This window comes from Inquilinus sp. YAF38 (assembly GCF_052113205.1).
Taxonomy (GTDB): Bacteria; Pseudomonadota; Alphaproteobacteria; order DSM-16000; family Inquilinaceae; genus Inquilinus.
In genome coordinates, this window is record NZ_JBFRCU010000022.1 from 1 (window position 1) to 26347 (window position 26347).

33 protein-coding genes are annotated in these 26347 nt (G+C 69.9%); 17 read left to right on the forward strand and 16 right to left on the reverse strand.

What is annotated here, in order from left to right:
- The first annotated feature begins 250 nt into the window (after nt 1-250).
- Nucleotides 251-781, forward strand: coding sequence for a PRC-barrel domain-containing protein (locus AB4Z01_RS12355; RefSeq protein ID WP_441693905.1), 531 nt, complete (start codon nt 251-253; stop codon nt 779-781).
- Between the two features lie 100 nt (nt 782-881).
- Here AB4Z01_RS12355 and AB4Z01_RS12360 read toward each other — a convergent pair whose 3' ends face one another.
- The 8 genes from AB4Z01_RS12360 to AB4Z01_RS12395 form a co-directional block, all read right to left on the reverse strand.
- Nucleotides 882-2165 carry an aminotransferase class III-fold pyridoxal phosphate-dependent enzyme gene (locus tag AB4Z01_RS12360; RefSeq protein WP_441693908.1) on the reverse strand — a complete coding sequence of 428 codons (1284 nt, stop codon included), beginning with the start codon at nt 2163-2165 and terminating at the stop codon, nt 882-884.
- A gap of 8 nt (nt 2166-2173) precedes the next feature.
- The gene (locus tag AB4Z01_RS12365) at nt 2174-2935 is read right to left on the reverse strand and encodes a cytidylyltransferase domain-containing protein (RefSeq protein WP_441693910.1); all 762 of its coding nucleotides are present in this window, start codon (nt 2933-2935) and stop codon (nt 2174-2176) included.
- Entirely contained in the window at nt 2932-4197 is a 1266-nt protein-coding gene (locus tag AB4Z01_RS12370; protein ID WP_441693913.1) for an aldo/keto reductase, read from the reverse strand. The genes AB4Z01_RS12365 and AB4Z01_RS12370 overlap by 4 nt, the downstream gene beginning before the upstream one ends.
- Nucleotides 4194-4970: a GNAT family N-acetyltransferase gene (locus AB4Z01_RS12375; protein ID WP_441693915.1), complete on the reverse strand. Its 777-nt coding sequence runs from the start codon at nt 4968-4970 to the stop codon at nt 4194-4196. The genes AB4Z01_RS12370 and AB4Z01_RS12375 overlap by 4 nt, the downstream gene beginning before the upstream one ends.
- 249 nt (nt 4971-5219) lie before the next feature.
- Nucleotides 5220-6158 carry an electron transfer flavoprotein subunit alpha/FixB family protein gene (locus AB4Z01_RS12380; protein ID WP_441693918.1) on the reverse strand — a complete coding sequence of 313 codons (939 nt, stop codon included), beginning with the start codon at nt 6156-6158 and terminating at the stop codon, nt 5220-5222.
- Between the two features lie 17 nt (nt 6159-6175).
- Nucleotides 6176-6925 carry an electron transfer flavoprotein subunit beta/FixA family protein gene (locus AB4Z01_RS12385; RefSeq protein WP_441693921.1) on the reverse strand — a complete coding sequence of 250 codons (750 nt, stop codon included), beginning with the start codon at nt 6923-6925 and terminating at the stop codon, nt 6176-6178.
- Nucleotides 6926-7096: 171 nt separating this feature from the next.
- On the reverse strand, nt 7097-7579 hold the full coding sequence (locus AB4Z01_RS12390; protein ID WP_441693923.1) for a hypothetical protein: 483 nt from the start codon (nt 7577-7579) through the stop codon (nt 7097-7099).
- Nucleotides 7580-7658: 79 nt separating this feature from the next.
- Nucleotides 7659-8255 (reverse strand): SCO family protein, encoded by a 597-nt coding sequence (locus AB4Z01_RS12395; RefSeq protein ID WP_441693926.1) that lies wholly within the window; start codon nt 8253-8255, stop codon nt 7659-7661.
- Between the two features lie 99 nt (nt 8256-8354).
- On the opposite strand from AB4Z01_RS12395, the gene AB4Z01_RS12400 reads away from it, so the two are divergent.
- A complete protein-coding gene (locus AB4Z01_RS12400; protein ID WP_441693929.1) occupies nt 8355-8528 on the forward strand; it encodes a hypothetical protein in 174 nt (57 codons plus the stop codon).
- 155 nt (nt 8529-8683) lie between these two features.
- On the opposite strand, the gene AB4Z01_RS12405 is transcribed toward AB4Z01_RS12400, so the two are convergent.
- Nucleotides 8684-9580, reverse strand: a complete 897-nt coding sequence (locus AB4Z01_RS12405) for an AEC family transporter (RefSeq protein ID WP_441693932.1) — start codon at nt 9578-9580, stop codon at nt 8684-8686.
- Nucleotides 9577-10197 carry a phosphatase PAP2 family protein gene (locus AB4Z01_RS12410; protein ID WP_441693935.1) on the reverse strand — a complete coding sequence of 207 codons (621 nt, stop codon included), beginning with the start codon at nt 10195-10197 and terminating at the stop codon, nt 9577-9579. The genes AB4Z01_RS12405 and AB4Z01_RS12410 overlap by 4 nt, the downstream gene beginning before the upstream one ends.
- A 249-nt stretch (nt 10198-10446) precedes the next feature.
- Between AB4Z01_RS12410 and AB4Z01_RS12415 the strand changes: the two genes are divergently transcribed.
- The 5 genes from AB4Z01_RS12415 (at nt 10447) to AB4Z01_RS12435 (ending at nt 13842) form a co-directional block, all read left to right on the forward strand.
- Complete coding sequence (locus AB4Z01_RS12415; protein WP_441693938.1) at nt 10447-11346, forward strand: TauD/TfdA dioxygenase family protein; 900 nt, start codon at nt 10447-10449, stop codon at nt 11344-11346.
- A gap of 245 nt (nt 11347-11591) precedes the next feature.
- Nucleotides 11592-11855, forward strand: coding sequence for a metal-sensing transcriptional repressor (locus AB4Z01_RS12420; RefSeq protein WP_088153075.1), 264 nt, complete (start codon nt 11592-11594; stop codon nt 11853-11855).
- A 16-nt stretch (nt 11856-11871) separates the two neighbouring features.
- Nucleotides 11872-12057, forward strand: coding sequence for a hypothetical protein (locus AB4Z01_RS12425; protein WP_429225060.1), 186 nt, complete (start codon nt 11872-11874; stop codon nt 12055-12057).
- 17 nt (nt 12058-12074) lie between these two features.
- A complete protein-coding gene (gene dmeF, locus AB4Z01_RS12430) occupies nt 12075-13061 on the forward strand; it encodes a CDF family Co(II)/Ni(II) efflux transporter DmeF (protein ID WP_441693941.1) in 987 nt (328 codons plus the stop codon).
- 76 nt (nt 13062-13137) lie between these two features.
- Nucleotides 13138-13842, forward strand: a complete 705-nt coding sequence (locus AB4Z01_RS12435) for a hypothetical protein (RefSeq protein WP_441693944.1) — start codon at nt 13138-13140, stop codon at nt 13840-13842.
- A 61-nt stretch (nt 13843-13903) separates the two neighbouring features.
- Here the strand turns inward: AB4Z01_RS12435 and AB4Z01_RS12440 are convergent, their stop codons facing one another.
- Nucleotides 13904-14401 (reverse strand): peptidylprolyl isomerase, encoded by a 498-nt coding sequence (locus AB4Z01_RS12440; protein ID WP_441693946.1) that lies wholly within the window; start codon nt 14399-14401, stop codon nt 13904-13906.
- Between the two features lie 141 nt (nt 14402-14542).
- Nucleotides 14543-15022: an Lrp/AsnC family transcriptional regulator gene (locus AB4Z01_RS12445; protein WP_441693948.1), complete on the reverse strand. Its 480-nt coding sequence runs from the start codon at nt 15020-15022 to the stop codon at nt 14543-14545.
- Nucleotides 15023-15212: 190 nt separating this feature from the next.
- On the opposite strand from AB4Z01_RS12445, the gene AB4Z01_RS12450 reads away from it, so the two are divergent.
- Both AB4Z01_RS12450 and AB4Z01_RS12455 read left to right on the forward strand, forming a co-directional pair.
- Complete coding sequence (locus AB4Z01_RS12450) at nt 15213-16079, forward strand: trypsin-like peptidase domain-containing protein (protein WP_441693951.1); 867 nt, start codon at nt 15213-15215, stop codon at nt 16077-16079.
- The gene (locus tag AB4Z01_RS12455; protein ID WP_441693954.1) at nt 16061-16231 is read left to right on the forward strand and encodes a PDZ domain-containing protein; all 171 of its coding nucleotides are present in this window, start codon (nt 16061-16063) and stop codon (nt 16229-16231) included. The genes AB4Z01_RS12450 and AB4Z01_RS12455 overlap by 19 nt, the downstream gene beginning before the upstream one ends.
- Nucleotides 16232-16237: 6 nt before the next feature.
- Here AB4Z01_RS12455 and AB4Z01_RS12460 read toward each other — a convergent pair whose 3' ends face one another.
- Genes AB4Z01_RS12460 through AB4Z01_RS12470 form a run of 3 tightly spaced genes read right to left on the reverse strand, consistent with a single transcriptional unit; the run spans nt 16238 to nt 18494 of the window.
- Complete coding sequence (locus AB4Z01_RS12460) at nt 16238-16843, reverse strand: hypothetical protein (protein ID WP_441693957.1); 606 nt, start codon at nt 16841-16843, stop codon at nt 16238-16240.
- Nucleotides 16844-16886: 43 nt separating this feature from the next.
- Entirely contained in the window at nt 16887-17573 is a 687-nt protein-coding gene (locus AB4Z01_RS12465) for a TetR/AcrR family transcriptional regulator (RefSeq protein ID WP_441693959.1), read from the reverse strand.
- 39 nt (nt 17574-17612) lie between these two features.
- Nucleotides 17613-18494: a DMT family transporter gene (locus AB4Z01_RS12470; RefSeq protein WP_441693961.1), complete on the reverse strand. Its 882-nt coding sequence runs from the start codon at nt 18492-18494 to the stop codon at nt 17613-17615.
- A gap of 76 nt (nt 18495-18570) precedes the next feature.
- On the opposite strand from AB4Z01_RS12470, the gene AB4Z01_RS12475 reads away from it, so the two are divergent.
- On the forward strand, nt 18571-19152 hold the full coding sequence (locus AB4Z01_RS12475; protein ID WP_441693963.1) for a CGNR zinc finger domain-containing protein: 582 nt from the start codon (nt 18571-18573) through the stop codon (nt 19150-19152).
- Between the two features lie 10 nt (nt 19153-19162).
- Here the strand turns inward: AB4Z01_RS12475 and AB4Z01_RS12480 are convergent, their stop codons facing one another.
- On the reverse strand, nt 19163-19714 hold the full coding sequence (locus tag AB4Z01_RS12480; protein WP_441693965.1) for a putative glycolipid-binding domain-containing protein: 552 nt from the start codon (nt 19712-19714) through the stop codon (nt 19163-19165).
- Between the two features lie 255 nt (nt 19715-19969).
- Between AB4Z01_RS12480 and AB4Z01_RS12485 the strand changes: the two genes are divergently transcribed.
- The 7 genes from AB4Z01_RS12485 to AB4Z01_RS12515 all read left to right on the forward strand — a co-directional run bounded on the left by AB4Z01_RS12485 (nt 19970) and on the right by AB4Z01_RS12515 (nt 26203).
- Nucleotides 19970-21328, forward strand: coding sequence for an NAD(P)-dependent oxidoreductase (locus AB4Z01_RS12485; protein ID WP_441693968.1), 1359 nt, complete (start codon nt 19970-19972; stop codon nt 21326-21328).
- Nucleotides 21329-21366: 38 nt separating this feature from the next.
- Nucleotides 21367-21675, forward strand: a complete 309-nt coding sequence (locus AB4Z01_RS12490; RefSeq protein WP_441693970.1) for a type II toxin-antitoxin system Phd/YefM family antitoxin — start codon at nt 21367-21369, stop codon at nt 21673-21675.
- Complete coding sequence (locus AB4Z01_RS12495) at nt 21672-22127, forward strand: PIN domain-containing protein (protein ID WP_441693973.1); 456 nt, start codon at nt 21672-21674, stop codon at nt 22125-22127. The genes AB4Z01_RS12490 and AB4Z01_RS12495 overlap by 4 nt, the downstream gene beginning before the upstream one ends.
- A 71-nt stretch (nt 22128-22198) precedes the next feature.
- Complete coding sequence (preA, locus tag AB4Z01_RS12500; protein WP_441693976.1) at nt 22199-23479, forward strand: NAD-dependent dihydropyrimidine dehydrogenase subunit PreA; 1281 nt, start codon at nt 22199-22201, stop codon at nt 23477-23479.
- A gap of 98 nt (nt 23480-23577) precedes the next feature.
- Complete coding sequence (locus tag AB4Z01_RS12505) at nt 23578-24099, forward strand: hypothetical protein (RefSeq protein WP_441693979.1); 522 nt, start codon at nt 23578-23580, stop codon at nt 24097-24099.
- Nucleotides 24100-24127: 28 nt separating this feature from the next.
- Nucleotides 24128-25378, forward strand: coding sequence for a Zn-dependent hydrolase (locus AB4Z01_RS12510; RefSeq protein ID WP_441693981.1), 1251 nt, complete (start codon nt 24128-24130; stop codon nt 25376-25378).
- Nucleotides 25379-25381: 3 nt separating this feature from the next.
- Nucleotides 25382-26203 (forward strand): ABC transporter ATP-binding protein, encoded by an 822-nt coding sequence (locus AB4Z01_RS12515; RefSeq protein ID WP_441693983.1) that lies wholly within the window; start codon nt 25382-25384, stop codon nt 26201-26203.
- The last annotated feature ends 144 nt before the right edge of the window (nt 26204-26347 follow it).

A 26347-nucleotide genomic window follows, 5' to 3' on the forward strand; every position in this document is an offset into this window, starting at 1 on the left:
GCCTCGGCGCAGCCGGGCCTGCCCGGTGTCGCGGCGGAGGAGGCCCCGGCCGCCCCGGCGAAGCGCCGGCCCGGCCGGCCGCGCAAGGTGAAGGTGGAGGACACCCCCGCCGAGCCGTCCAGCGGCGAGTAGATTTCCGATCCGAACCGAAAGCCCGGCACTCCGCCGGGCTTTCGTCGTTTCGGGGAACCGCGCCGCCGGACCTCCTGTTGCTCAGGTATCCCCATGAGATCCTCCAGGAGGACCGATCATGCGCAAGACTTTGATGGCCGCTGCCTCCGCCGTCGCCCTGTTGGCCTTGCCGGCCATCGCACAGACGACGACGCAGCAGCCTTCTGCCACTACGACCGCACCGGCCACCCCGTCCACGACCGCGCCGTCGGCGGCGACCTCCGGCAGCACGGTTCCGGAAGGTCAGCAGCAGCTTCCGGAGTCGCACATCCTCGGCTCCGACCTGATCGGTGCCAGCGTCACCAATACCAATGGCGATTCGATCGGCAAGACCTCGGATGTGCTGGTCGACAAGAGCAGCAAGACCGTAGATGCCGTGGTGATCGATGTCGGGGGCTTCCTCGGCATCGGCTCGAAATCCGTGGCCATTCCGCTTGACAAGCTGACCATCGGCGCCCGGCCCGATGAGGGTGTGAGAACGGCCATGACCAAGGAGCAGCTGGAAGCGCTGCCCGCCTTCGAGGGCCGTAAGGCCGAAGCGCCGCCGCCGGCGGCACCGGCCACCGGCACCACGGGCGGGACCACCGGCACCACCGGCTCGGGCAACTAATACGCCCGGCTGATTCGCCGCCGGCAGGGGCGGTGAAAGAGCCACCCCGTCGGTCCGGGAGAGATCCCGGCGGCGGGGTGGTCTCGTTTTGGGGTGGCCCTCACCGCACCCGGAACAGCGGCACCAGCGGCTCGCAGCGCAGCGCGGCCCGCACCCGCTGCTGGCCGATCGCCGCCGACAGCAGGGCGAACACCTCGTCATAGATCGTCAGCACGCGGTCGACATCGGTCCGGCTGTGGGCATAGCTCATATTGTGGCTGCCGAGCGAGAGCAGGCCGCGGGCGAAGATCTCCTGCAGCCACAGGGTCTTGATCTCGAAGGCGCTGGCGTCCGGCTGGTCCTTGATCAGGAGGAAAGTCCAGGACGGATGGCCGGACAGCGACAGCACCTCGCCCAGCTTGTGCCGCTCGATCAACGCCGCCGTGCCGTCGCGCAAGGCCGTGCCCAACTCGGCCATATGCCGGGTCACCGGCTCGCGCACCACCTTGTCCAAGGTGGCCCGCGCCGCTGCCAGCGACAGCGTCTCGCCGCCCATGGTGAAGGAGAAGAAGATCTCCTCCATCTCCATCATCAGCTCGCGCCGGCCGCACACCGCCGACAACGGATAGCCGTTGGCGATGCCCTTGCCCAAGGTGGTCAGGTCGGGGGTGACGCCGAACAGCTCCTGCGCGCCGCCATTGGCGACGCGGAAGCCGGTGATGGTCTCGTCGAACACCAGCACCGCGCCGTGCCTGGTCGCCCGCTCGCGCACCCCTTGCAGATAGCCCTCGGCCGGGAAGGCGACGTTCATCGGCTCCATCACGATCGCCGCCACGGCATGCTCGTCCAGCAGCCGGTCCAGCGCCGCCAAGTCGTTGTAGAGGAAGGTGTGGGTCAGGGCGCGGGTCGATTCCGGCACGCCGCGGTTGCGGGCGGTGGCACCGATATACCAGTCCTGCCAGCCGTGATAGCCGCAGACCAGAATGTGGTCGCGGCCGGTGTAAGCCCGCGCCACCCGGACCGCGCCGGCGGTGGCATCCGACCCGTTCTTGCCGAAGCGCACCATCTCGGCCGACGGCACGATCGCCACCAGCCGCTCCGCCACCTCGGCTTCAAGCGGACTCGACAGGCTGAAGATTGTGCCGTGGTCGACTTGCGCCTTGACCGCGGCGGTGACGTCCGGGTCGTTGTAGCCCAGCGTCACCGACGCCAGGCCGTTGATGAAGTCGATGTATTCGTTGCCGTCGACGTCCCACAGCTTGCTGCCCTGGCCGCGGGCGGCGAAATAAGGCGACACGCCGAGCGGATACTGCGTGATGCTCTTGCTGAAGGTCTGGGCGCCCAGCGGGATGGTCTGCCGGGCCCGGTCGAGCATCGCCTCGGATGCCGCATAGCGTTCTGCCACTGTGGTCCTCACGGTTTGGTGGCGTCCTGGGCGAGCGAGCGCTCCAGGCCCTCGTTCCGCCGGTGGGCGCGGTTGAGCGCGGCGATCTCGGGATGCGCCGCCACGAAAGCCAGGATGTCCTCGGTGCCGAAGGCCGGGTTGGCCGGGTACAGCGCGGCATAGACCGCCCGCACCATCGCCAGGTCCTCCGGCGTGTCGACGGTCCAGCGTTGGTCGGACAAGTCGGTGTCGCCGACCAGGCTGCCGAGGCGGAACCGCTCCGGCCGCGTGTAGATGAAGCGGGTGACGTGCTCGCGTTCGGACGGCAGGGTCGCCTCGCGCCACGCCGTCTCCAGCACCTCGGCGCGCATCACCTCGGCGTCCAGCCCGTCGGGCCAGCGCGGCGTCAGCGTGTTGCAGGAATGGTCGTAGCCGCCAGCGACATGCAGCTCGACCAGCCGGTCGATCAGCCCCGGGTCGATCAGCGGGCAGTCGCCGGTCAGGCGCACGATCTGGTCCGCGCCCTGCCCTGCTGCGGCGGCGTGGAAGCGGTCCAGCACGTCGTCCAGGCTGCCGCGGAAGCACTCGACGCCGATCCGGCCGGCCAGCTCGGCCAGCGCGTCGTCGGCGGCATCGGTGCTGGTCGCCAGCAGCAGCCTGTCGAGCGTCCGGCAGCGCCGCAGCCGTTCGACCTGCCGCGCCAGCATCGGTTCGCCGAGCAGGTCGGCCATCACCTTGCCGGGCAGCCGCGACGAGGACATCCGCGCCTGCAGGATCGCCAGCACCGTCATGTCCGCTCCCAGTAGCTCTTGTCGTCCAGGATGAAGCGCCCTTCCGCCCGGGTCCAGCCGGCGCGCGCGAAGGGCTCCGCCTCGACCGCGGTCAGGCGGCGGAGCCCAAGCTGCTCGAACGCCAGGCGGGCCGCCAGCGCCACCGCCTCATCCTGCCAGGCACCGGGCATGTCTCCCGCATCCTGCAGGGTCAGGACGGCCTCGCCCGCGGCTCGGTCGACCGGGCCGATCCGGACGGCACCTCGGGAATCGCCGCCCTCCTTCGGCTGTACCGCCAGCACCATGGTCTCGCCGGAGGCTGCCGGCCGCAGCGCCACGGCGGTGCCGGTCAGGATCGCAGCCGGGCGGTTGCCGGAGGGCCACAGCGCCGGGTTCAGCACCAGGTCGTCGATCGATCGCACCGGCGCCGCCAGCGGCGGGGCTGCGGCCGCGGCCCGGATGATGCCGGCCAGCTCCTCCGGCCGGGTCACGCCGACCAGGGCGGTGCCGATCTCCGGCCGCCCGATCACCGCGCCCAGCGCCGCGGCCAGCGGCTCGGCGCCTGAAGCGGCGACGGCGTCGCGCCAGCGCCCGACCAGCGCCGCGGCCTGTGGCGAGACGCCGGCGGCACGGCCGGGCGGGGCCAGCAGCAGCCCCTGCAGGAAGACCGACCGGGCGTGCAGCTCGATCCCCCGCTGCGCCAGCGCGGCCAGACGCGGCGGGCCGATGCGGCCGTCCACCGCATTCCAGGGCAGCTGCACGATGTCGACCGGATAGCGGTTCAGCACGGCGTCGAGCTGCCCGGCGCTGTAGATCGAGGCGCCGATGCGCTCGACCTCGCCGGCCCGCTTCAGCTCTGCCATCGCCGCCCACAGCGCCGGGCCGCCGGGCCGCAGCAGGTCGTTGGCGTTGTGGGTCAGCAGGCCGGCCAGCCGGTCGCGGCGCAGCTTCGTCCGCGACTGGGCGAAGGCGTCCAGCACGGCGTGCCGGATGTCGCCGTCATCGCGCAGCCCGGCCAGATGCGGCGTCTTGGTGACGATGCGGAAGCGGTGCGCCGCCGGCAGCACCTGGCCCAGCACCTGCTCGGCGCTGCCGTAGGCCGGGGCGGTGTCGAGCACGCCGATGCCGGCTGCGGCCGCCGCCTCCAGGATCGCCGCCACATCCTCGGGCGGACAGATGCCGCGGTCGTTGGCGATGCCGTAGTCGAGCCCGAACTGGGCGGTGCCGAGGCCGAGTGCCGCGGCGCCGCGCCAGGGAGGCGAGGCGTGCGGTGCGGCGCTCAAGATTCGGCCAGGCGGCGTCTCGGCGCGGCCCCGTCGCTCTCGCCCGCCAGGACGCCACGCTCGAACGCCTCGATCTCAGCCTTGTACAGCGGCAGCTCGCGGTCCAGGAACTCGGCGAGCCGGCTGGCGAAGCCGTGCTTCGGCATCGCCTTGACCAGCCGCAGCATGGCGTCGTTGCCGGGCCAGAGCTGGCCGCCGCGCCGGGTCCTCAGCGCCGCGTAATCCTCGTACAGGCAGCTGATCATCACTGCGTTGTCGACGGTCTCGCGGCCCTTCACGAAGCCGCGCCGCATCACGCCGTCGGTGAAATAACCCAGCAGCTCCAGCCACTGGTTCCAGCGCGCCAGGCCGGGATGGGCCTGGCCGGCCCAGATCCGGTCCAGCCCCATGCGCTGGAAGGCATGCTCGGTCACCCGCGCCATGGCCTCCAGCTGCACCAGCTGGCGGCCTGGCGGCGCCTTGCCGACCACCAGCGAGATCTGGGCCGAGCGGGCGATCCAGTCGATCGCCGACAGCGAGATGATGCCGTAGAGCGGCCCGCCGCCCTTGCCGCAGATCAGCACGGCGAAGCGGTCGCGCTTGCGGATCGATTCGAGGAAGCTGCGCTGGTCCTCGACATGGTTCGGGTAGATGCCCTGGGACAGCCAGCGCGTCGTCCGGGCGTCGTTGAACCAGTCGGCCCAGCCGTCGGTGATCGCCTGCTCGGACGGGACGCAGAGATCGACGGTCTCGCCCTCGATGAACGGGGAATAGCGCGGCGTCTCATCCGGCATCCGGCCGAATCCTCCTGCTGCTCAGCGGTCGCACGTGCTGGGGTTGCGCGCGCGCGGGCCGGCCCGGCGCCTGCCGGAAATCCCTTGGCTCTGGCGCAGCACATTCTGCAAATCGGCGATCCGCAATCGGTGGTCGAAACTTGGCTAACAGCAGCGAACAACCCGCCGGTCCTGTCAAGGGGAACCGGCAGCAAAAAGGCGCATCCCGAAGGATGCGCCTTATGCCTCGACAGGTGGCCGGGCGGCCGCTCAGCTCTTCTTCAGCTCGGCCTCGAGCTCCGGGATCAGCTTGAACAGGTCGCCGACCAGGCCGTAATCGGCGACCTGGAAGATCGGCGCCTCCTCGTCCTTGTTGATGGCGACGATGACCTTCGAATCCTTCATGCCTGCCAGGTGCTGGATCGCGCCGGAGATGCCGACCGCGATATACAGGTCCGGCGCCACCACCTTGCCGGTCTGGCCGACCTGGTAGTCGTTCGGCACGTAGCCGGCATCGACCGCGGCGCGGCTGGCGCCGATGGCGGCGCCGAGATGGTCGGCGATGCCCTCGAGGATCTTGAAGTTCTCGGACGAGCCCATGGCGCGGCCGCCCGAGATGATGATCCGGGCCGAGGTCAGCTCCGGCCGCTCGGACTTGCTCAGCTCCTGGCCGACGAAGCTCGACAGGCCGGCATCGGGCTTGGCCTCGACCGCCTCGATCGCGGCCGACCCGCCCTCGGCCGCCGCCGCCTCGAAGGCGGTCCCGCGCACCGTGATCACCTTGATCGGGTCGCTCGACTGCACCGTGGCGATGGCATTGCCGGCATAGATCGGCCGCTCGAAGGTGTCCGGCGAATCGACCGAGGTAATCTCGGAGATCTGCTGCACGTCGAGCAACGCTGCGACGCGCGGCAGCAGGTTCTTGCCGGCGCTGGTCGCGGTCGCCAGCACATGGCTGTAGCCCTTGGCCAGGTCGGCCACCAGCGGGGCCACGGTCTCGGCCATCTGGTGCTCCAGCGCGGGAGCCTCGGCCAGCAGCACCTTGGCGACGCCGGCCACCTTGGCCGCGGCCTCCGCCGCCGGGCGGGCACCGGCGCCTGCGACCAGCACATGGATGTCGCCGCCGATCTTCTGCGCCGCGGTGACGGCGTGCAGCGTGGCGGCTTTCAGCGTGGCGTTGTCGTGGTCGGCAACGATCAGGATCGACATGTCTTTGTCCCCGCCCCTCAGATCACGCGTGCTTCGGTCTTCAGCTTGGCCACCAGCTCCTGCACGCTGGCGACCTTGACGCCGCCCTTGCGCTTCGCCGGCTCGACCACCTTCAGCGTCTTCAGCCGCGGCGCGGGGTCGACGCCCAGATCGGCCGGGGTCACGGTGTCCAGCTGCTTCTTCTTCGCCTTCATGATGTTCGGCAGCGAGGCGTAGCGCGGCTCGTTCAGGCGCAGGTCGGTGGTGATGATCGCCGGCAGCTTGACCCGGATGGTCTCCAGCCCGCCATCGACCTCGCGGGTCACCAGCGCGGCGCCGTCCTCCAGCACCAGCTTCGAGGCGAAGGTCGCCTGGCCCCAGCCCAGCAGGGCGGCCAGCGCCTGGCCGGTCTGGTTGGCGTCGTCGTCGATCGCCTGCTTGCCCAGGATCACCAGCTGCGGCTGCTCCTTGTCGACCAGCGCCTTCAGCAGCTTGGCCACGGCCAGCGGCTGCAGCTCGACATCGGTCTGCACCAGGATGCCGCGGTCGGCGCCCATGGCCAGCGCGGTGCGGATCGTCTCCTGCGCCTGCTGCGGGCCGATCGACACGGCGATGACCTCCGTCGCCTTGCCGGCCTCCTTGGCGCGGATCGCCTCCTCGACCGAGATCTCGTCGAAGGGGTTCATCGACATCTTGACGTTGGCCAAGTCGACGCCGGACCCGTCGGCCTTGACCCGGACCTTGACGTTGAAGTCGATCACCCGTTTGACCGGGACCAGGATCTTCATCGGCTCGCACTCCATCGGACGGCGCTTTTCGCGCTGCAGAAAGACGCTTTTAGTGCCCGCGGACGGGATCGGCAACCGGCCCGGGGCAGATAGCGGACAGAGGCCCGATTTTCAGGCCCGGGGTCCATCCGGTCCGCGACGGTTTGTGCTCCGCCGCCGACGGCGGGCCGATTACGGCTTCGGCTGGCCGGGGTCGAAGGTCGGCCCGCCCATACAGGGCGCGACGATGTCCGAGCATTGGGCGGTGCGGAGGTAGCCGCCCGAGGTGCGGTAGCGGACCTCGGCGACCCGGCCGTCGACCAGAGTGAAGGTGGCCTCGCAATAGTTCGGGTCCAGCGCGCTGGTGCCGATCTTCTGGCCGACGCCGGAATTGACCGGCTCGATGCCCATGCCGCTTCCGGCCGAGCCGCCGAAGGCGCCGATGCTGGCGGCCTCGTCCGCGGCCATGCCGGCGCTCTGATAGGTCAGGTAGTGGGTGTTGCCGCTGCTGCGGCTGCGGGACGGCGCGCCGGCGCAGGACAGGAGGCGGGCCTCGCTCAGCCCGACCAGGTCGTTCTGAGCCGTCAGCGCCTGCTGCTGCCGGGCCTCGCGTTCGGAGCAGCCGTTGAGGACGAGGAAGGCGATCCCGGCCAGGACGGCGTGGCGAAGGGTCATGAGGCAACTCCCGAGAAACGAACGACAGGGTGCGGCCACGATAGCACGCCGGGCAGGATCGCAACCTTGTTCGTGCCGGTCAGAGCTGTTTCGAAATTCTCTGGGCCATGTCCTGCGGCGACAGCTGCGGCGGCAGGATGTCCAGCACCTGCCAGTCCGGCCCCATCATGTAGATGAAGGCGGAATGGTCCATCGAATAGGCGCCGTCCTTTTGCGGCGCTTTTTTATAATAGACGCGGAAGGCTTTGGCCGCCTGAGCGATCTGCCCGGCCGAGCCGGTCAGCCCGACCATGCGGGGGTGGAAGGCCTGGGCGTACAGCCCGACCACCTCGGGCGTGTCGCGCTCCGGGTCGACAGTGACGAACACCGGCACCACCCCCTCGGCCTTCGGCCCCAGCGTGTCCAGCGCCGCCGCCATGGTCGACAGCTCGGTCGGGCAGACATCGGGGCAGTTGGTGAAGCCGAAGAAGACCAGCGCGTCCTTGCCGGCGAAATCCTTCTCGGTGACCGGCTTGCCGGCCTGGTCGACCAGCGCGATCGGGCCGCCGACCGACCCGAACCCCTGGCCGACGACGCCGCGGCTACCGGGGGGGCCGAGCCAGAAGGCCACGGCGGCGGCGATGGCGATCGCCGGCACCGCCAGGGCCAGGATCCGCAGGATCCGCTTCGTCCACATCTCGACCGGCCTTCCCCCGTGAGTCATTGTCCGCCGTCATAGGCGCTGCGCCCTTCCGGTGGAAGCGCGCGCGGCGTCGCAGAACGGACGGACGATATCATGGCGGACAAGGTGCAGCCGGGTGCGGCCGGCGGCGATGCGGATGCGGAAAGCGGCTCGGTCGGCGACGACAACCGCGGCCGGGCCCTGGTGGCGCTGGAGATCATGCGCCGGCGCGGCCTGATCGACCCGGCCACCTACGAGGCGCGGAAGCGGGAGATCGAGGAAGGGTAGGTTGGGGCGCGGCCGCGAGCGCAGGTCTTCGACCTGATCCCCTTGCTGTCATTGCCGGGCTTGACCCGGCAATCCAGAAGATGTCGATATCCTCTGGATGCCCGGGTCAGGCCCGGGCATGACAGTATGGGTTAGGGATTACCCAGGCTAACAACCTAGCCCATCAATACCGCCAGCAGCACCGGCAGGGTCAGCAGGCTGATGATGGTGCCGACGACGACGGCGCCGGCCACCTCCTCCACCGGGCCGCCGTAGCGGGCGGCGAACAGGTAGTTGAACACCGCCGGCGGCATCGCCGATTGCAGGATCAGGATCGCCGCGGCCGGCTGCGGGATATCGGCCAGCCAGACCACGCCGTATCCGGCGGCGAGGCCCAGCACCAGGCGCAGCCCGGCCAGCCACAGCGCATGGCCCAGATTGGCGATGCGCAGGCTGGCCAGCGACACACCCAGCGCGATCAGCATCAGCGGCAGGGTGACGCCGCCCAGCAGCTCGGTCGCATTGGCCAGCCAGCGCGGCGTGTCGATGCCGCCGGCGGCGAAGGCGATGGCCAGCAGGATGGCGTAGATCGTCGGCGTCTTGAGGATCTCGGTCCAGCGGCTGTGGCCGGAGGCGCAGGAGACGCCGACGGTGAACTGCAGCAGCGTCATCGCGGCGGAGAAGGGCAGGGCCAGCGCCAACCCCTCGTCACCGAAGGCGAAATAGGCGATCGGCAGGCCGAGATTGCCGGCATTCGGCAGCATCACCGTCGGCAGCAGCGGCCGCACCGTCCGGCCGGTCGCGTACAGCGCCAGACCGCCGACCAAGCCGCAGGCGAAGACCGACAGCATGGCCAGCCCGGCCTGGCCGATGATCTCGCCGGCCGGGACGTGAAACCTGGTCAGGGTCGAGAACACCAGGCAGGGCGATCCGACATAGGTCACCAGCCGGGTGACGAAGCCGAGGTCGAAGGGGTGGCGTGACCGGGCCCAGACATAGCCGACCCCGGCCGAGGCCACCACCGGCGCCAGCACCGGGATCAGGGCGGCGATCATCGCGATCATCGCCGTCATCGCGTGATCGCGACCGGGCCGCCGGTCGCCTCCAGGCAGCGGCGCACGGCCAGCGCCATCACAACGCCCAGCCAGGCGCCGGCGACGATGTCGGCCGGATAGTGCGAGGTGACGACCACCCGGCTCAGCGCCACCAGCCCGCCCAGCAGGGCTAAGGCCCAGCCCCAGCGCGGGAACAGGATCCACAGCGCGGCCATCGCCGTGGCCATGGTCTGGGCGTGGCCGGACGGGAAGCTGTTCGAGAACAGGTCCCAGCCGAAGGGGTGCGGCACGAAGGCGTCCTGGCGGAACAGGTGGCGCGGCCGCGGCCGGCCGATCGCCGCCTTCATCAGCCAGTTGGTCAGGGTCGTGGCGACCAGCGCCGCCAGCATGAAGCCGAAGCCGCGGGCCTGCCGCAGCCGCCGCGCCCGGACATCGCCATAGGCGGCCAGGAAGGCGGCGAAGCGGTATCCGAGCCAGCCCAGGATCGCCAGCGCGTACCACCAGATGCCGAGGCCGATATCGGTGAACACCTTCACCGCGGCGATGATCTCGGAGCCGCGATGCGCCTCGAACCACAGCGCCGCCGGGCGGTCGGCGAAGGCGACCAGCAGCAGGCAGACGACGGCGACGGCCAAGCCGCTGGCCAGGATTGGCCGGCCCCCAACCGCGCGTCTCGCCGCGATGTTCTCGGATCGACCCACTGCCCCTCCGGATTCGTCCGTCGTTTACGACGAACCGCGGCCTCCACAAACGGCAATCCGGGCATCCGAGGGTCCCGGTTCTGTAATCTCTGTCGATGAACGTGGTTTACGGATATTGATCCACAGAGAAACGTAATATCTAGTGATGCCCAACGCCGCGACGTGAATGAACAGGAGCACAGCATGGGCGACCTCGACCTCCGACCGATCGCCGGCCGCATCGGCGCCGAGATCCGCGGCTTCCGCCTCTCCGGCGACCTCGATCCGGTCGCCCTCGATGGGCTGCGCGCGGCGCTGCACCGGCACAAGGTGATCTTCCTGCGCGGCCAGGATCTCGACGATGCCGGGCAGGAGGCCTTCGCCCGGGCGCTGGGCGACCCGGTGGCGCATCCGACCCAGCCGGTGGCGACCGGCGCCGACTTCCTGCTCGAGCTCGATTCCGCCCGCGGCCAGCGCGCCAACTCCTGGCACACCGACGTCACCTTCGTCGACGCCTACCCCCAGGCCTCGATCCTGCGCGCGGTGGTGGTGCCGGAGTTCGGCGGCGACACCATCTGGGCCAACACGGCGACCGCCTATCTCGACCTGCCGGCGCCGCTGCGCGGCCTGGCCGACCAGCTCTGGGCCCTGCACAGCAACGACTACGACTATGCCGCGTCGCATCCGGAGGCGACGCCGGAGCGGCTGCGCTACCACCGCGACGTGTTCGCCTCGACCGTCTATGAGACCGAGCACCCGGTGGTGCGAGTGCATCCGGTGACCGGCGAGCGCACTTTGGTGCTGGGCCATTTCGTGCGCCGCTTCCTCGGCCTCTCGGCCAATGAATCGGCCCAGCTGTTCACCACGCTGCAGGCCTATGTCACCCGGCCGGAGAACACGGTGCGCTGGCAATGGCGGGYCGGCGACGTGGCGATCTGGGACAACCGCGCCACCCAGCACTACGCGGTCAACGACTATGGCGACCAGCGCCGCGTGGTGCGCCGCGCCACCATCGCCGGCGACATCCCGGCCGCCCTCGACGGCCGCCGCAGCACCACCCGGGTCAAGGCGGTGCGGGAAGCGGAGGCGGCTGCGGCAGCCTGAGGAGACGCGTAGCCTCTTCCGCCAGCGAAACCTTTTCACAACACCCATCCCTTGCCGTCATTGCGAGGAGGCGAAGCCGACGAAGCAATCCAGGGGCCGGTGCGTGCGACCCCTGGATTGCTTCGCTGCGCTCGCAATGACGGTGTTGGGAATTCCGAAAAGGTCCCGCTTGCGGGAGAGGCAATTTAAGGCCCTGCGACCAGCCGTCGCTTGCCCCATCCCCTCCAGGGGGATAGGTTATTCTCATGAGCCATGCCAACAATCCCGAGATCCTCGGCCGGCTGAAGCGGGCCCAGGGGCATCTCGCCGCCACGCTGCGCATGGTCGAGGCCGGCGAGGACGGCCTTGCCATCGCCCAGCAGCTCCAGGCCGTGGTCAAGGCGGTGGAGAAGGCGAAGACAATGCTGATCCTCGACCATGTCGATCACTGCGTCGCGCATCTGGCGAACGGAGCCGAGGGCCGTGACGCTCGCCTCGCCTCGCTGCGCGAGATCACCAAATATCTGTGAGAGCATCGAGACCATCATGTGCTGTCGCGTCGCCGTCGAACGGGTCTATCGCGAGCTCTGCGCCCGGGCCGAACCGCCGGAATGGGCCTTCGAGGCCGCGCTGACCCTGTATCGCCACAACCATCCCGAGGTGCCGGTCGCGGTGGCCACGCGCGACGTCTGCGACTGGACCGGCCACCCGGCCATGCTCCTGCTCCACTGAACCCCCGGGAGGCGGCGATGCACAGCCATTCCCTCGACGACTGGCGTCACGACCATCTGTTCCTCGGCGCAGACCACGCCCGCAACGAGCGCCGCACCCGCTGGGTGGTGATGCTGACCGCGGCGATGATGGCGGTCGAGATCGCGGGCGGCCTCGCCTTCGGCTCGATGGCCCTGCTCGCCGACGGGCTGCACATGGCGACCCATGCCGGGGCGCTCGGCGTCGCCGCGCTGGCCTATCGCTATGCCCGCCGCCATGCCCGCGATCCGCGCTTCGCCTTCGGCACCGGCAAGCTGGGCGATCTCGCCGGCTTCGCCAGCGCCCTGGTGCTGGCAGTGGTGTCGATCGGCATCGGCTGGGAATCAATCGTGCGCCTCTTGAACCCGGTCGCCATCGCCTATGACGAGGCGATCGCCATCGCGGTCGTCGGCCTCGCCGTCAACATCGCCAGCGCCTGGCTGCTGCATGATGGCGACCATCACGGCCACGGACATCACGACCATCACCATTACGGGCATCACGATGCCCATGATCACGGCCACCACCACGATCACGGGCACCATGCCCATGACCGCGACCACAATCTGCGAGCCGCCTATTTCCATGTGCTGGCCGATGCCGTGACCTCGGTCGGCGCCATCCTCGGCCTGCTCGCCGGCCGGTTCTACGGCTGGGCCTGGATGGATGCGGTGATGGGCATCGTCGGCGGCATCATGATCGCGCGCTGGTCCTGGGGCCTGCTGCGCGATTCGGGGGCCGTGCTGCTCGACACCGTGCCCGATCCGGGCCTGGCCGACTCGATTCGCGATCGGCTTGAGACTGGGGGCGACCGCATCGCCGACCTGCATCTCTGGCGTGTCGGCCCCGGCCACGCCGCCGCCATCGTCGCCCTGGTCAGCGACCGGCCGCTGCCGCCGGCACAGTACAAGGCCCGGCTCGGCGGCCTGCCCGGCCTGTCGCATGTCACGGTCGAGGTGAACCGCTGCGAGCACGCCGCCGCGTGATGCGGCTGCGGCGGATTGCCGTGGCGCCTTCCGGCCGCACTGCAGCCATCCTGCCGGTCCTGAGATGAGGAGATCGATGGTGCGCCGCCTGCCGATCGTCGCTGCCGCTGCCGCTTTGGTGCTGACCGCGCCGCTCGCCCGAGCCCGGGCCGAGGTGGCGGCCAATCAGGAGGCCGGCACCGCCGCCTTGTCCGACCGGCTGGCCTTGACCGCCCTGGTGCAGTCGCTGCGTGCCGGGCTTGGCGCCACCGACAGCGCGACCCTGTTCCTGGAGGATTGGTGCGGCCGCTACGGGCTGGCGCCGACGGCCAAGATCGTGGCGAAGCGCGTGCCCGGCGAGGTGCCGCTGACCGAGGCGCAGCGCCAGGAGCTGGAGATCACCGACGCGGCCGAGCCGGTGGTGTATCGCCGGGTCCAGCTGGTCTGCGGCGACCAAGTGCTGTCCGAGGCCGACAACTGGTACCTGCCGAACCGGCTGACGCCGGAGATCAACGCGACGCTGACCGGGACCGACACGCCCTTCGGTCGCGCCATCCGGCCGCTCGGGCCGTCGCGCCGGACCCTGTCCTCGACCGTGCTGTGGCAGGCCCTGCCGGAGGGGTGGGAGCGGATGCCGTCGGCGCAGCTGGCCGGCTGGGCCGCCGCGGCGCCGGCCCCGGCTTATGATCCAACGGCCGCGCTGTTCGAGAACCGCGCCATCGTGCTGCGCCAGGACGGCAAGCCGATCTCCGAGGTACGCGAGACCTACAAGATGCCGCTGATCGCCTTCCGCTTCCGCTGAAACGCAGAAGCCCGGCTGCGGGAGCAGCCGGGCTTCGCGTCGATCGGTCGTTCGGCCGGCCTTACTTGACGTCCGCCGCGACCTGCAGCTTGACGATCTTGTCCGGGTTGGCCGGCGGCTCGCCGCGCTTGATCTTGTCGACGAACTGCATGCCCTCGACCACTTGGCCCCAGACCGTGTACTGGCCGTTCAGGAAGCTGCCGTCGGCGAACATGATGAAGAACTGGCTGTCGGCGCTGTTCGGGCTCTGCGCCCGGGCCATGCCGAGGGTGCCGCGCTTGAACGGCGTCTGGCTGAACTCGGCGTCGATCTTCTGGCCGGAGCCGCCCATGCCCGTGCCGGTCGGGTCGCCGGTCTGGGCCATGAAGCCCTCGATCACGCGGTGGAAGACGATGCCGTTGTAGAAGCCCTGCCGCACCAGCTCCTTGATCCGGGCGACATGCTTGGGGGCGAGGTCGGGGCGCATCTCGATCACCACCCGCTCTGTACCGGCCTGATCCAGGTCGAGATAGAGGGTGTTTTCGAGGTCGCGGGCCGAAGCCCCTTGGGTGATGGCCATGGCGAGGAGAAGACTCCCGAGAAGTTGCAAGAAACGCGTCATGCGCTGGGCGCTCCGGACGGGTCGCGAAAGGTGGCCAGAAACAAGCACGGGTCGCGCTCCGGGGCAACCCGGTGCGGCATGCGGCCCCGATCCAGGCCCTCACGGCGCGGGCGGCAACGGCAGCCGGCGGCTGTCCTTGATGGTGTCGAGCACGATGCGCGAGCGGATGGCGGAGACGCCGTCGATCCGCATCAGGCTGTCCATGATGAAGCGCGACAGGTCCTTCAGGTCCGGCGCCACCACGCGCAGCTCGTAATCGGCGTCGCCGGTCACGGCGCAGCATTCAACGATCTCCGGATGGCGTTGCACCGCCTCGCGGAAGGCTTCCGCCGTGAAGGCGCCGTGCTTCTCCAGCGTGATCGAGATGTAGGCGGCGACCGACAGGCCGATGCGGTCGGGATCCAGCAATGCCGCATAGCCGCGGATCACCCCGGTCTCCTCCAGCCGCTGCAGCCGCCGGGCGCATTGCGACGGCGACAGCAAGACCCGCTCGGCCAGGGCGATGTTGCTCATCCGGGCGTCGTCCTGCAGCGCCGCCAGGATCCGCCAGTCGAAGCCGTCCAGCGCGTCCGTCGCCATCTCCGGGCATCCTTGCCGTGACTGATGCGCGAATCGCGCATGCCGCGGACCATACGCCGGGCCGCCATCCTCGTCAGCCCGGCGGCTCGGCATGGTTCCGTTCCCCTTGGGTTCTCATCGGGGCGTGCCTACATCTTGCGACACGGGACGCGCCGGCCGGCGCCGTCCCTTCCGCTCCCGAGGTCCTGCCATGCCCGGCTATGAAACCCGCTTCCTCCTCGACGCCTCGGCGCCGGGGACCGAGGCCTCGACCCCTTCCTCCACTCCTGCAGAGGCCGCCGCGCTCGACGCCTATTCCCGCACCGTGATCGACGCCGTGCGTGCCGCGGCGCCTTCGGTCGTGCACCTTCGTGTCTCCGGCAAGGGGCCGGACGGCGCCCTGGTGCCGCAGGGCAGCGGCTCCGGCGTGATCTTCACCCCGGACGGCTTCGTGCTGACCAACAGCCATGTGGTGCATGGTGCCGTGTCGATCACTGCTACGCTCAGCGACGGCCGCAGCGTCGTCGCCTGGCCGGTCGGCGAGGACCCGGACACCGACCTCGCGGTGCTGCGCCTGCATGACAGCGTGCCGGGCTGGGCCCCGCTCGGTTCCTCCGCTTCGCTGCAGGTCGGCCAGTTGGTGGTCGCCATCGGCAACCCGCTGGGCTTCGAGGCGACGGTGACGGCCGGCGTGGTCAGCGCCCTCGGCCGGTCGCTGCGCGGCCGGTCCGRCCGGCTGATCGACGGCGTGCTGCAGACCGACGCGGCGCTGAACCCCGGCAACAGCGGTGGCCCGCTGGTCGACGCGCTCGGCCGGGTGGTCGGCATCAACACCGCGATGATCGCCGGCGCGCAGGGCCTGTGCTTCGCCATCGGCAGCGACACCGCGCTGGTGGTGGCGTCGGAGATCATCCGCCACGGCCGGGTGCGGCGCGCCTCGCTCGGCATCGCCGCGCAGACCATCCGGCTGCCGCGGCCGATGCAACTGGCGCTCGGCCTGCCGGCCGCGGGCGGGGTGCGGGTGGCGGAGTTGCTGCCCGGCGGCGCCGGGCCGCGGCGTTGCGCGTCGGCGACGTGATCCTGGCGATCGACGGRCATCCGATCGACGGCGTCGATGCGCTGCACCGGCTGCTCGGCGTGGATCGGGTCGGCGTGGCCACCGCGCTGCGCCTGCTGCGCGATGGCGGGGCGCGGGAGGTGTCGGTGACGCCGCGCGAGCGGACGGGCTGACCGGCCTTATTCCAGCTTTGTCGCCATGGTGACGCCGTAGCCCAGGATGCCGCCGCCGGCAATCACCACCGCCGGGATGTCGTGGCCCTCGATGTTCCCGAAGTCCTTCTCGCGGGTGTAGAAGCCGGCGCGAGCGTATTGGGCGTCATAGTACTCGCCCAGCCGCTTGGCATAGGCCAGCTGCTCCGGGCCGTCGGTCGGCTGCTTGGCTTGTTCCTGGATGTAGCTCTGCAGCGCGACATTGACCTCGCGCTGCGAGGCGATGGCCGTGCCGGGATATAGCTTCACCCGCTCGGCCATGAAGCCGGCGGCCTTGGCCTCGGCCGCGTCGTTCTGCTCCGCCGACACCCGCTTCAGCCCGTCCCAGGCGTCGGCCAGGTCCGGCCAGGCCATGCCGGCTTGGCGGTACAGGCTCTTGGCCTCGCCGGGGTTGCGGGCCTCGGCGGCCTTGGCCTGGGCCAGCAGCGCCTCGCCGCGACTCTGGTCGAAAGCGGCTTCGCCCTGGACGGCGCCGCTCTGCAGCACCGTCGGCGGCAACGCAGGCTGATACGGCTCGGCGGCGCAGGCGGCGAGAGCGAACAGGGCCAGCGGGGTGAGAAGGCGCAGATGCATGGCGCATCCATAGCGCAAAGCGGCGCGCGCCGCCACGGACGCGTCAGTAGCCGCGCGGCGGCTTCAGGCCGCAGCCGCGCAGGATCAGCCCGGTGACGTGCCGGCCGGCGACCAGGAAGACGTCGTCATCCATCGCCTCGCGCCCCAGCACGGCCCGGATCTGGGCCTCGAAATCGGCATAAGTCTGGGTTGCGGCCCACAGGGTGAAGACCAGGTGCCGGGGGTCGACCGGCGCCATCCGGCCGGCGGCGATCCAGCCCTCGATCACCCGCGCCTTCTCGTCGATCGTCCGCTTCAGCTTGCCGGACAGGTAGTCGGCGACCTGCGGCGCGCCGTGGATGATCTCGTTGGCGAACACCTTCGACGCCAGCGGTCGGCTGCGCGACCAGCGCATCTTGTCGCGGATATAGGCGGCCAGCGCCTCGGCCGGGTCGCGCTCGGGCACCAGATGGTCGAAGGCGTCGACCCACAGGTCGAGGATGCGGGCCAGCACGGCGCGGTACAGCGCCTCCTTGGTCCCGAAATAATAATGCACGTTGGCCTTCGGCAGGCCGGCGCGCTCGGCGATGCCCTGCATGGTGGCGCCGGAGAAGCCGGCTTCGGCGAACACGCCCTCGGCGGCGTCCAGGATCTGCGCCTCGCGGGCCCGGCGCAGGCGGCTGCCTGCGCTCGGCCGCGGCACCTCCAGGCCGGTGTCGTCCGGCGATTCCAGCATCTCGGCATCGGTCATGCCGGCATCATCGGCCGGATGGCCGGCGCCGTCGATAGGTCAGCGTGCCGGTTCCGCCGCCCCTGGGCGGGGCGGCGCAGCCGGTTCGGACTCACCCCGCCCGGCCAGCGCGATGCCGGCGACGATGAAGACGCTGCCGGCCAGGGCGGCGGCCTGCGGCACCTGACCGAGGATCGGCCAGGCCAGCAGCGTCGCCACCACCGGCTGGCCGTAGCCGGCGATGGCCGAGAAGCCGGCGTCGAGCGTACGCAACGCCTTGGCGATCAGGATCTGCGAGGCGAAGCCGATCAGCGCCTGGGCCGCCAGGTTCAGCCAGCCGGACGCCTCCTGCGGCAGGATCCGGTCCTGCAGCAGCGCCACCGGCAGGGCGCCCAGCGCGGCGCCGACCAGGGTCCAGAAGGTGACGGTGGCGGCGCTCTGCCGCCGGCACAGCGCCGCCGAGATCAGGAAGCAGACGGCGTAGAACAGCGCGGCCAGCAACGCCATGCCGTTCCCCAGCAGGTCGCCGCCGGCGGCGCCGCGGGCCCCGGCCAGGATGGCGATGCCAAGGAAAGCGACCAGCCCGCCGCCGACCACCCGCCCGTCCGGCCGGCGCCGCCACCACAGCGCGGGCAGCAGCGCCACCAGCAGCGGGTAGATCATCACCAGCAGCGTCGCCTCCATGACGCTGGTGCGCACGATCGAGGCGTTCCACAGCACCAGGTCGGCAGCCAGCATCGCCCCGGCCAGCAGGGCCAGGCCGATGTCCCGCGCCGGCATGGCGGGCGACCGCCAGGCCAGGATCGCGGCCGGGACGCAGCTCAGCGTCAGGCGCCAGAAGGCGGTCGCGGCGGGATCGACCGGGCTCAGGCGGATCAGGATCGGACCGATCCCCGACAGGCCGACGCCGGCATAGAGCGGGCCGAGGGCGTTCCAGCGCATCGTAACCACCTTTCTGGTGTTTGCTGGTAACGATATGGGTCTCGCTGAAACCTGTCAAAGTGGCTATGCTGGTTTCATGTCATCGGACCAGCCGTCGCCTCCCGAGCTGCCCCTTGTCGGCGGGTTCGCCTGCCTGGATTTCTGCAACACGCTGTCCGGCTGGGGCGGGCCTGGGCCGCGGGAGCGGGCCGGCGACCCCGCCGCACTGGCCGCCTGGTGCGCGCGGGCCTTCGGCGAGACGCCCCAAATCGACCGGGAGGAGTGGTCGCGGCTGATCCGGCTGCGCGCGGCGCTGCATGCGGTATTCGACGCCATCGCGCTCCAGGTCGAGCCGCCTCCCGAAGCGGTCGCCCTGTTGGAGCACGAGGTGGCGGAGGCGGCGGCTCGCCGCCGGCTGATCGTCACCGCGGCCGGCGGCGCCTGGCAGGATGAGCCTCCCGTCGACGGTGCGGCGGTGCGACATCGCCTGGCCATGGACGCGCTCGACCTGCTGCTGCGGGGCGAGCCGGCGCGGCTGAAGCGCTGTGCCGGCCATGACTGCGCCTGGCTGTTCTATGACCGCAGCAAGAACGCCAGCCGCCGCTGGTGCCTGATGGCCGATTGCGGCACCACCGACAAGGTCCGCCGCTTCCGCCAGCGGCAGCGGTCCGGGGCTTGAGACCGGCCTGTCAGCCTATTCGGCGGTACAGGCCCGGATAGTCCAGCACCAGCTCGTTGGCGTCGGTGCTGATTTCGGCGGTGAAGCCGCTGCCGTCCAGCGATTCGTATCGCCAGCGCCGCAGCGCCAGCGCGGTGTAGCGCTGCGAGGCGGCGAAGGGCGTCAGGTCCGGCAGCGGCAGATACGCCACCTTGATCTCGGCCGATTCGCCGGGCCCAAGCCTCAGCCGCCGGATCGGCAGCGTGTTGGTGAAGGGTGTCGCCACCAGGTCGACATCGATGCAGCCGTCCAGCTGCGGCAGCGGCGTGCCGTCGCCGGTGGTCCAGGTGCCGCCGCCATCGGCCAGGAGGCGCAGCCGCCGGTCCCCGGCATGGTCGGTCACCGCCACCGACCGCACCCGCCATTCGGCGTCCATCACGATGGTGTAGGTCAGCGCCCACTCCACCCCCTCATCGCCGCCGATCACCACGCTGTCGGCCTGGATCCAGGCGCCGCTGCGGTGCAGCCGCAGATGCTCCAGGCCGACGCCTTCGGCCGGAGCCCACCGGACATGTCGATCCATGCGCCGTCTCCCGTGCGCTTGTTCCTATCGTTCTCGAAACGTTCCTAGCATGATTCGGTTCCCCGCAACAAACGAGACTGATACTGATTCTCAATTCAAAATAGAGTTGACCATTTGGTCAGGTTCTCGATACCGTCTCGCTTCAGGAGAGGCGGGGCCGCGGGCGAGAACCGGAAAATCCGGGCGCGGCGCCAAGTCATGACGGACGGGATCGACAGGCGGAGCGCCGGTCGGGCCGGCCATCGGAGGCTGGGAATGACGACGGGATCCGACATCGTGGCCGAGCGCCTGGGCGCCGACCGCATCGCCGAGGAGTTCGCGGAGATCCATCCGCCGCTCGACCGGCGCACCGCGCTGATCGAATCCAGCCGCTGCTATTTCTGCTACGACGCACCCTGCATCGAGGCCTGCCCGACCGGGATCGACATCCCGGCCTTCATCAAGGGCATCGCCACCGACAATGTGAAGGGCGCGGCGCAGGCCATCCTGAGCGCCAACATCATGGGCGGCATGTGCGCCCGGGTCTGCCCGGTGGAGGAGCTGTGCGAGGACGCCTGCGTCCGCAATCACCAGGAGGAGAAGCCGGTGGCGATCAGCGCCCTGCAGCGCTACGCCACCGACCATGTGTTCCTGCGCGGCGAGCAGCTGTTCAGCCGCGCGCCGTCGACCGGCAAGCGCATCGCCGTGGTCGGCGCGGGCCCGGCCGGCCTCGCCTGCGCCCACCGCCTCGCCATGCTCGGCCATGACGTGGTGGTGTTCGAGGCCAAGGCCAAGGGCGGCGGGCTGAACGAATACGGCCTCGCCGCCTACAAGATGGCCGATGATTTCGCCCAGGCCGAGCTGGCCTATATCCTCGAGATCGGCGGCATCGAGATCCACACCGGCATGGCGCTGGGCCGCGACATCTCCTTGAGCGAGCTGCGCCGCGACTACGACGCCGTGTTCCTCGGCCTCGGCCACAACGCCGTTAACGCRCTGGGCTGCGATGGCGAGGCCCTGGCCGGGGTGGAAAGCGCGGTCGACTTCATCGCCCGGCTGCGCCAGGCGCCGGACAAGCGGACGGTGCCGGTCGGCCGCCGCGTCGTCGTGATCGGCGGCGGCAACACCGCGATCGACGCCGCGACCCAGGCCAAGCGGCTGGGGGCGGAGGAGGTGACGCTGGTCTACCGCCGCGGCGCCGAACAGATGTCCGCCACCTGGAAGGAGCAGGACTGGACCCAGGTCAACGGCGTCACTGTCCGGCACTGGGCGCAGCCGCGCCGTATCCTGGGCTGGCCGGCCAATGGCCGCGGCCCGTCGGTGAAGGAGGTCGAGTTCGAGCACACCCAGCTCGACGTCCAGGGCCGCCTGACCGGCACCGGCGACCGCTTCACCGTGCTGGCCGACCAGGTCTTCACCGCCATCGGCCAGTACCTCGTGCCCTCGGCCTTTGCCAATGAGGCCGAGACGCTGGACATGGCCGGCAACCGCATCGCCGTGAATGAGGAGCGGCAGACCTCGCTGTCCGGCGTCTGGGCCGGCGGCGACTGCGTGCCCGGCCAGGACCTGACCGTCAGCGCCGTGCAGGACGGCAAGCTGGCGGCGCTGTCGATCGACCGGGCGCTGCGGCGCTGAATGTGCTACATTGGTAGTGCATTCGGAGGAGCGATGCCATGAGCGACGGATCCAGCACCACCATCACCCTGCGCGAGGCCAATCAGGGCTTCGCCGAGATGATCCGCGCGGTCGAATCCGGCCAGGAATTCGTCATCACCCGCCGCGGCGAGCCGGTGGCACGGGTGGTGCCGGTGTCGCGCCGGCGCGTCCTGACACCGTCCCAGCAGGCGGCGCTGGAGCGCACGCGGGCGCGTATGGCGCAGGGGTTTGAACTGGGTGGGTGGCCCGGCCGCGATGCCATCTATAATGAGCGAGACGATGAGCTGGCGCGCAGGCGCGCTGAGAGCAGGCGTGGCGAGAAATGAGTCATCGCTTCTCGCTCGACGCCAACGTCCTGTTCTACGCGATGGACCGGACCGATCCAGTCAAGTACCGCCGAGCGGTCGATATCGTCGGCCGCTCGGCGGATGCCGATTGCGTCATGACGCTTCAGACGCTGGGAGAGTTCTTCCACTCGAGCTCGCGCAAGCGGCCGGGCGAACGCACCACGATGGCTGAACAGACCCGGGATTGGCTGGAGCTGTTTCCGATCGTCGCGTCGACGCCGAAGCTGCTGCCCCAGGCTTTGCAGTTGGTCGAGCAGGGACAGGCATCGTTCTGGGACGCGATGCTGGTGGCAACCGTGGCCGAAGCCGGCTGCACCACGCTGCTGAGCGAGGACATGGCGGACGGCGTGGCGCTGGGCGGTGTCACCGTGCGCAACCCGTTCCGGGGCGACCGGCTGCCGGATGAGATCGAGGCGCTGTTGACGGTTTGACCCGGCCGGCGCCGCCGGTCGGACGAGATGCAAACGGCCGTAGAGCCGGGGAACACCAGCTGGAGGCTGTCATGGCCGATCTGAGCAACAACTTCGTGGGGATCCGCTCCCCGAACCCATACTGGCTGGCCTCGGCGCCGCCGACGGACAAGGAGTACAACGTCGTCCGTGCCTTCCGCGCCGGCTGGGGCGGGGTGGTGTGGAAGACGCTGGGCGAGGACCCGCCGGTGGTCAACGTCTCCTCCCGCTACGGCGCCGTCAGCTACAACGGCACCCGGGTCGCCGGCCTGAACAACATCGAGCTGATCACCGACCGGCCGCTGGAGCTGAACCTGCGCGAGATCAAGCAGGTCAAGCGCGACTGGCCGGACCGGGCGATGATCGTGTCGCTGATGGTGCCGTGCGAGGAGCAGAGCTGGAAGTCGATCCTGCCGCTGGTCGAGGACACCGGCGCCGACGGCATCGAGCTGAATTTCGGCTGCCCGCACGGCATGTCCGAGCGCGGCATGGGCTCCGCCGTCGGCCAGGTGCCGGAATATGTCGAGATGGTCGCGCGCTGGTGCAAGCAGTACACGCGCATGCCGGTGATCGTGAAGCTGACGCCGAACATCACCAACATCCTGGGGCCGGCCCGGGCGGCCAAGCGCGGCGGCGCCGACGCGGTGTCGCTGATCAACACCATCCAGTCGATCGTGTCGATCGACCTCGACCTGATGGCGCCGACGCCTACCGTCGACGGCTTGGGCACCCATGGCGGCTATTGCGGCCCGGCGGTGAAGCCGATCGCGCTGCGCATGGTCGGGCAGATCGCCCGCGACCCGGAATGCCAGGGCATGGCGATCTCGGCGATCGGCGGCATCTCGACCTGGCGCGACGCGGCGGAGTTCATGGCGCTGGGCGCCACCAACGTCCAGGTCTGCACCGCGGCGATGACCCACGGCTTCAAGATCGTCGAGGACATGTCGTCCGGCTTGGCCAACTGGATGGACCAGAAGGGCTATGCCGGCACCCGCGCCTTCCAGGGGCTGGCGGTGCCGAACTTCGTCGAATGGCAGGACCTGAACATCAACTTCAAGTCGGTCGCCAACATCAACCAGGACGCCTGCATCCAGTGCGGCAAGTGCTACATCGCCTGTGAGGACACCTCGCACCAGTCGATCTTCAAGCTGCGCACGCCGGAGGGCGCACGGCGCTACGAGATCAACGAGGAAGAGTGCGTCGGCTGCAACCTGTGCATGCATGTCTGCCCGGTCGACGACTGCATCACCATGGAGACGGTCGACACCGGCCGGCCCTATCTGAACTGGCAGCACCACCCCAACAACCCGATGCGCAAGGACGCTGCCGAATAACCCTCGCAGTTGATGCAATTTGGCATCGTCGGCTCGGAAGCGATCGGTCATGATGGCGCCCTTCCGATCATTCGATACGAAAAGAAGCGAGGGGAATGATGGCTGTTATGCGACGCGCGGTGCTGGTGGGGATCGTGGCCGCGGCGCTCGCCGGATGTGCCGGCAAGGAGATGGTGTCCGGACCGGTGGCGGAGGCGAAGATCGACGATTTCGCCGGCTCCTGGATCGGCTCGAGCCAGCAGGAGGTGCAGCGGGCCTCGGCGGTGATCGTCGAGCCGCGGACCGATGGCGGCTTCCGGCTGTTCTGGCGCAATGTCCAGGCCGGCGAGGGCACAGACGGGCTGGAGTTCCGCGAGCGCGAGCTGGTCTTCCAGTCCTCGACCCGGCCGAACTTCTGGACCGCCACGGTCCCGGCCGACCGCGCCTATGCCACCGCCAGCCTGTCGGGCCCGACCCTGACGGTCGAGGTCGTCGGCACCACCCAGGATGGCAAGGTCGAGCGCCAGCTCTATCGCCGCACCCTGGTCGACACCACCCATCTGAAGCTGGCCTACACCCGCGAGGTGGCGGGCCAGCCGGCCTCCACCATCGAGGGCGAGTTCATCCGCAAGCCGGCCTGATCGAAGGATCGGGCCCGAGGACGTGACGATGCAGCAGAATATCCAGATCGACCCGCAGCGGCTCTGGGACGCGATCATGGAGACCGCCGAGCTCGGCAAGACCCCGAAGGGCGGCGTCAGGCGCCTGACCCTGACCGACCTGGACAAGCAGGTGCGGGACTGGTTCCGGACTCAGTGCGAGGCGGTCGGCTGCACCGTCACGGTCGACGAGGTCGGCAACATGTTCGCCCGCCGGCCGGGCCGGGATGAGTCGCTGCCGCCGATCTGCATCGGCAGCCATCTCGACACCCAGCCGACGGGCGGCAAGTTCGACGGCATCCTCGGCGTGCTGTCGGGGCTGGAGCTGCTGCGCACGCTGCACGACACTGGCTACGAGACCAACGCGCCGATCGAGGTGATCAACTGGACCAATGAGGAAGGCTCCCGCTTCGCCCCGGCGATGCTGGCCTCCGGCGTCTTCGCCGGGGTGTTCACCAAGGAGTACGCCTACAGCCGCGAGGACCGCGACGGCCAGCGCTTCGGCGACGAGCTGGACCGGATCGGCTATCGCGGCCCGGTCCCGGTCGGGCAGCGCCAGCTCGGCGCGCATTTCGAACTGCATATCGAGCAGGGGCCGATCCTCGAGAATGAGGAGAAGGTGATCGGCGTGGTCACCGGCGTGCAGGGCATGCGCTGGTACGAGGTGACGGTGACCGGCCGCGAGAGCCATGCCGGATCGACCCCGATGCGGCTGCGCCGCGACGCGCTGCGCGGCGCCGCCCGGATGATCGAGGCGGTGATCGCGGTCGGCGACGCCACCGCGGATGCGGTCGCCACGGTCGGCTTGGTCGAGGTCCGGCCGAACAGCCGCAACGTCATCCCGGGCGAGGTGTTCTTCACCATCGACTACCGCAACCCCGACGATGCGAAGATCGGGATGATGGAGAAGGAGGCGCGGGCGGCGATCGACCGGATCGCGGCCGAGCTGAAGCTGGAGGTCAAGGTCGAGGCGATCTGGGATTCGCCGGCGGTGAAGTTCGACCCGGCCTGCATCGACGCGGTGGAGAACGCCGCCCGGGCCAACGGTTTCAGCCATCGCCGCATCGTCTCCGGCCCCGGGCATGATTCGGCCTATATCGCCCGGGTGGCACCGACCGCGATGATCTTCGTGCCGTGCCGCGAGGGCATCAGCCACAACGAGGAGGAGAGCATCGAGTTCGACCATGCCGCCGCCGGGGCCAATGTGCTGCTGCGCGCCGTACTCGACTACGACCGCTCGCTCGAACAGAAGGCGGCCTGAGGCATGGCGGTGTCGGCGGTCCGACAGTCTCCGCGGACGGATTCCGCCGCGCCGCCGGTGGTCGAGGCCCGGCGCCTCGGCCTGACCTTCCAGACCGCCGACGCGCCGGTGGTGGCGCTGCAGGATGTCGACCTGACCATCGGCGAAGGCGAGTTCGTGTCGCTGATCGGCCCGTCCGGCTGCGGCAAGACCACGCTGATGCGGGTGGTGGCCGACCTGGTGCGGCCGACCTCCGGCTCGGTCACGGTGAACGGCATGACGCCGGAGCAGGCGCGGCTGGCCCGGGCCTATGGCTATGTGTTCCAGGCTCCGGCGCTGTATCCCTGGCGCAATGTCCGCCGCAATGTCGAGTTGCCGCTGGAGATCATGGGCGTGCCGGCGGCGGAGCGGCAGGAGCGGGCGCGGGCCGCGCTCGGCACCGTCGGGCTGGGCCAGTTCGAGAAGAAGTTCCCGTGGCAGCTCTCCGGCGGCATGCAGCAGCGCGTGTCGATCGCCCGCGCGCTGGGCTTCCAGCCGAAGCTGCTGCTGATGGACGAGCCCTTCGGCGCGCTCGACGAGATCACCCGCGACAACCTCAACGTCCATCTGCTGGACCTGTGGAACCGCAGCAACCTGACCGTGATCTTCGTCACCCATTCGATCCCGGAGGCGGTGTTCCTGTCCTCCAAGATCGTGGTGATGTCGCCGCGGCCGGGCCGGATCCTCGACGTGATCGACAGCGACCTGCCACGCCAGCGCGACCTCGACATCCGCGAGACCCCGGAATTCCTCGCCATCGCCCAGCAGGTCCGCGAAGGCCTGCGGGCCGGGCACTCCTACGAATGATCCCCCAGGTCCAGCGGGATTGTTGTCTCTCCTTCCCGGGCCTGACCCCAGGGCATTCACACATCTTCAGATCCGCAAGACAGACGTCGACATCAGAGGGCGTTGCCTCTCCCGCTTGCGGGAGAGGTCGGACATCCGAAGGAT

Bases quoted from the DNA above. Each gene is read 5' to 3' on its own strand.
- AB4Z01_RS12425 (WP_429225060.1), top strand. From the start codon at position 11,872: ATGTGCTGTCGCGTCGCCGTCGAACGGGTCTATCGCGAGCTCTGCGCC.
- AB4Z01_RS12420 (WP_088153075.1), top strand. From the start codon at position 11,592: ATGAGCCATGCCAACAATCCCGAGATCCTCGGCCGGCTGAAGCGGGCC.
- AB4Z01_RS12460 (WP_441693957.1), bottom strand. From the start codon at position 16,843: ATGCATCTGCGCCTTCTCACCCCGCTGGCCCTGTTCGCTCTCGCCGCC.
- AB4Z01_RS12505 (WP_441693979.1), top strand. From the start codon at position 23,578: ATGGCTGTTATGCGACGCGCGGTGCTGGTGGGGATCGTGGCCGCGGCG.
- AB4Z01_RS12490 (WP_441693970.1), top strand. From the start codon at position 21,367: ATGAGCGACGGATCCAGCACCACCATCACCCTGCGCGAGGCCAATCAG.
- AB4Z01_RS12390 (WP_441693923.1), bottom strand. From the start codon at position 7,579: ATGACCCTTCGCCACGCCGTCCTGGCCGGGATCGCCTTCCTCGTCCTC.
- AB4Z01_RS12465 (WP_441693959.1), bottom strand. From the start codon at position 17,573: ATGACCGATGCCGAGATGCTGGAATCGCCGGACGACACCGGCCTGGAG.
- AB4Z01_RS12435 (WP_441693944.1), top strand. From the start codon at position 13,138: ATGGTGCGCCGCCTGCCGATCGTCGCTGCCGCTGCCGCTTTGGTGCTG.
- AB4Z01_RS12405 (WP_441693932.1), bottom strand. From the start codon at position 9,580: ATGACGGCGATGATCGCGATGATCGCCGCCCTGATCCCGGTGCTGGCG.
- preA (WP_441693976.1), top strand. From the start codon at position 22,199: ATGGCCGATCTGAGCAACAACTTCGTGGGGATCCGCTCCCCGAACCCA.
- AB4Z01_RS12385 (WP_441693921.1), bottom strand. From the start codon at position 6,925: ATGAAGATCCTGGTCCCGGTCAAACGGGTGATCGACTTCAACGTCAAG.
- AB4Z01_RS12480 (WP_441693965.1), bottom strand. From the start codon at position 19,714: ATGGATCGACATGTCCGGTGGGCTCCGGCCGAAGGCGTCGGCCTGGAG.
- AB4Z01_RS12380 (WP_441693918.1), bottom strand. From the start codon at position 6,158: ATGTCGATCCTGATCGTTGCCGACCACGACAACGCCACGCTGAAAGCC.
- AB4Z01_RS12475 (WP_441693963.1), top strand. From the start codon at position 18,571: ATGTCATCGGACCAGCCGTCGCCTCCCGAGCTGCCCCTTGTCGGCGGG.
- AB4Z01_RS12375 (WP_441693915.1), bottom strand. From the start codon at position 4,970: ATGCCGGATGAGACGCCGCGCTATTCCCCGTTCATCGAGGGCGAGACC.
- AB4Z01_RS12440 (WP_441693946.1), bottom strand. From the start codon at position 14,401: ATGGCCATCACCCAAGGGGCTTCGGCCCGCGACCTCGAAAACACCCTC.
- AB4Z01_RS12365 (WP_441693910.1), bottom strand. From the start codon at position 2,935: ATGACGGTGCTGGCGATCCTGCAGGCGCGGATGTCCTCGTCGCGGCTG.
- AB4Z01_RS12510 (WP_441693981.1), top strand. From the start codon at position 24,128: ATGCAGCAGAATATCCAGATCGACCCGCAGCGGCTCTGGGACGCGATC.
- AB4Z01_RS12495 (WP_441693973.1), top strand. From the start codon at position 21,672: ATGAGTCATCGCTTCTCGCTCGACGCCAACGTCCTGTTCTACGCGATG.
- AB4Z01_RS12515 (WP_441693983.1), top strand. From the start codon at position 25,382: ATGGCGGTGTCGGCGGTCCGACAGTCTCCGCGGACGGATTCCGCCGCG.
- AB4Z01_RS12445 (WP_441693948.1), bottom strand. From the start codon at position 15,022: ATGGCGACGGACGCGCTGGACGGCTTCGACTGGCGGATCCTGGCGGCG.
- AB4Z01_RS12400 (WP_441693929.1), top strand. From the start codon at position 8,355: ATGGCGGACAAGGTGCAGCCGGGTGCGGCCGGCGGCGATGCGGATGCG.
- AB4Z01_RS12470 (WP_441693961.1), bottom strand. From the start codon at position 18,494: ATGCGCTGGAACGCCCTCGGCCCGCTCTATGCCGGCGTCGGCCTGTCG.
- AB4Z01_RS12395 (WP_441693926.1), bottom strand. From the start codon at position 8,255: ATGTGGACGAAGCGGATCCTGCGGATCCTGGCCCTGGCGGTGCCGGCG.
- AB4Z01_RS12355 (WP_441693905.1), top strand. From the start codon at position 251: ATGCGCAAGACTTTGATGGCCGCTGCCTCCGCCGTCGCCCTGTTGGCC.
- dmeF (WP_441693941.1), top strand. From the start codon at position 12,075: ATGCACAGCCATTCCCTCGACGACTGGCGTCACGACCATCTGTTCCTC.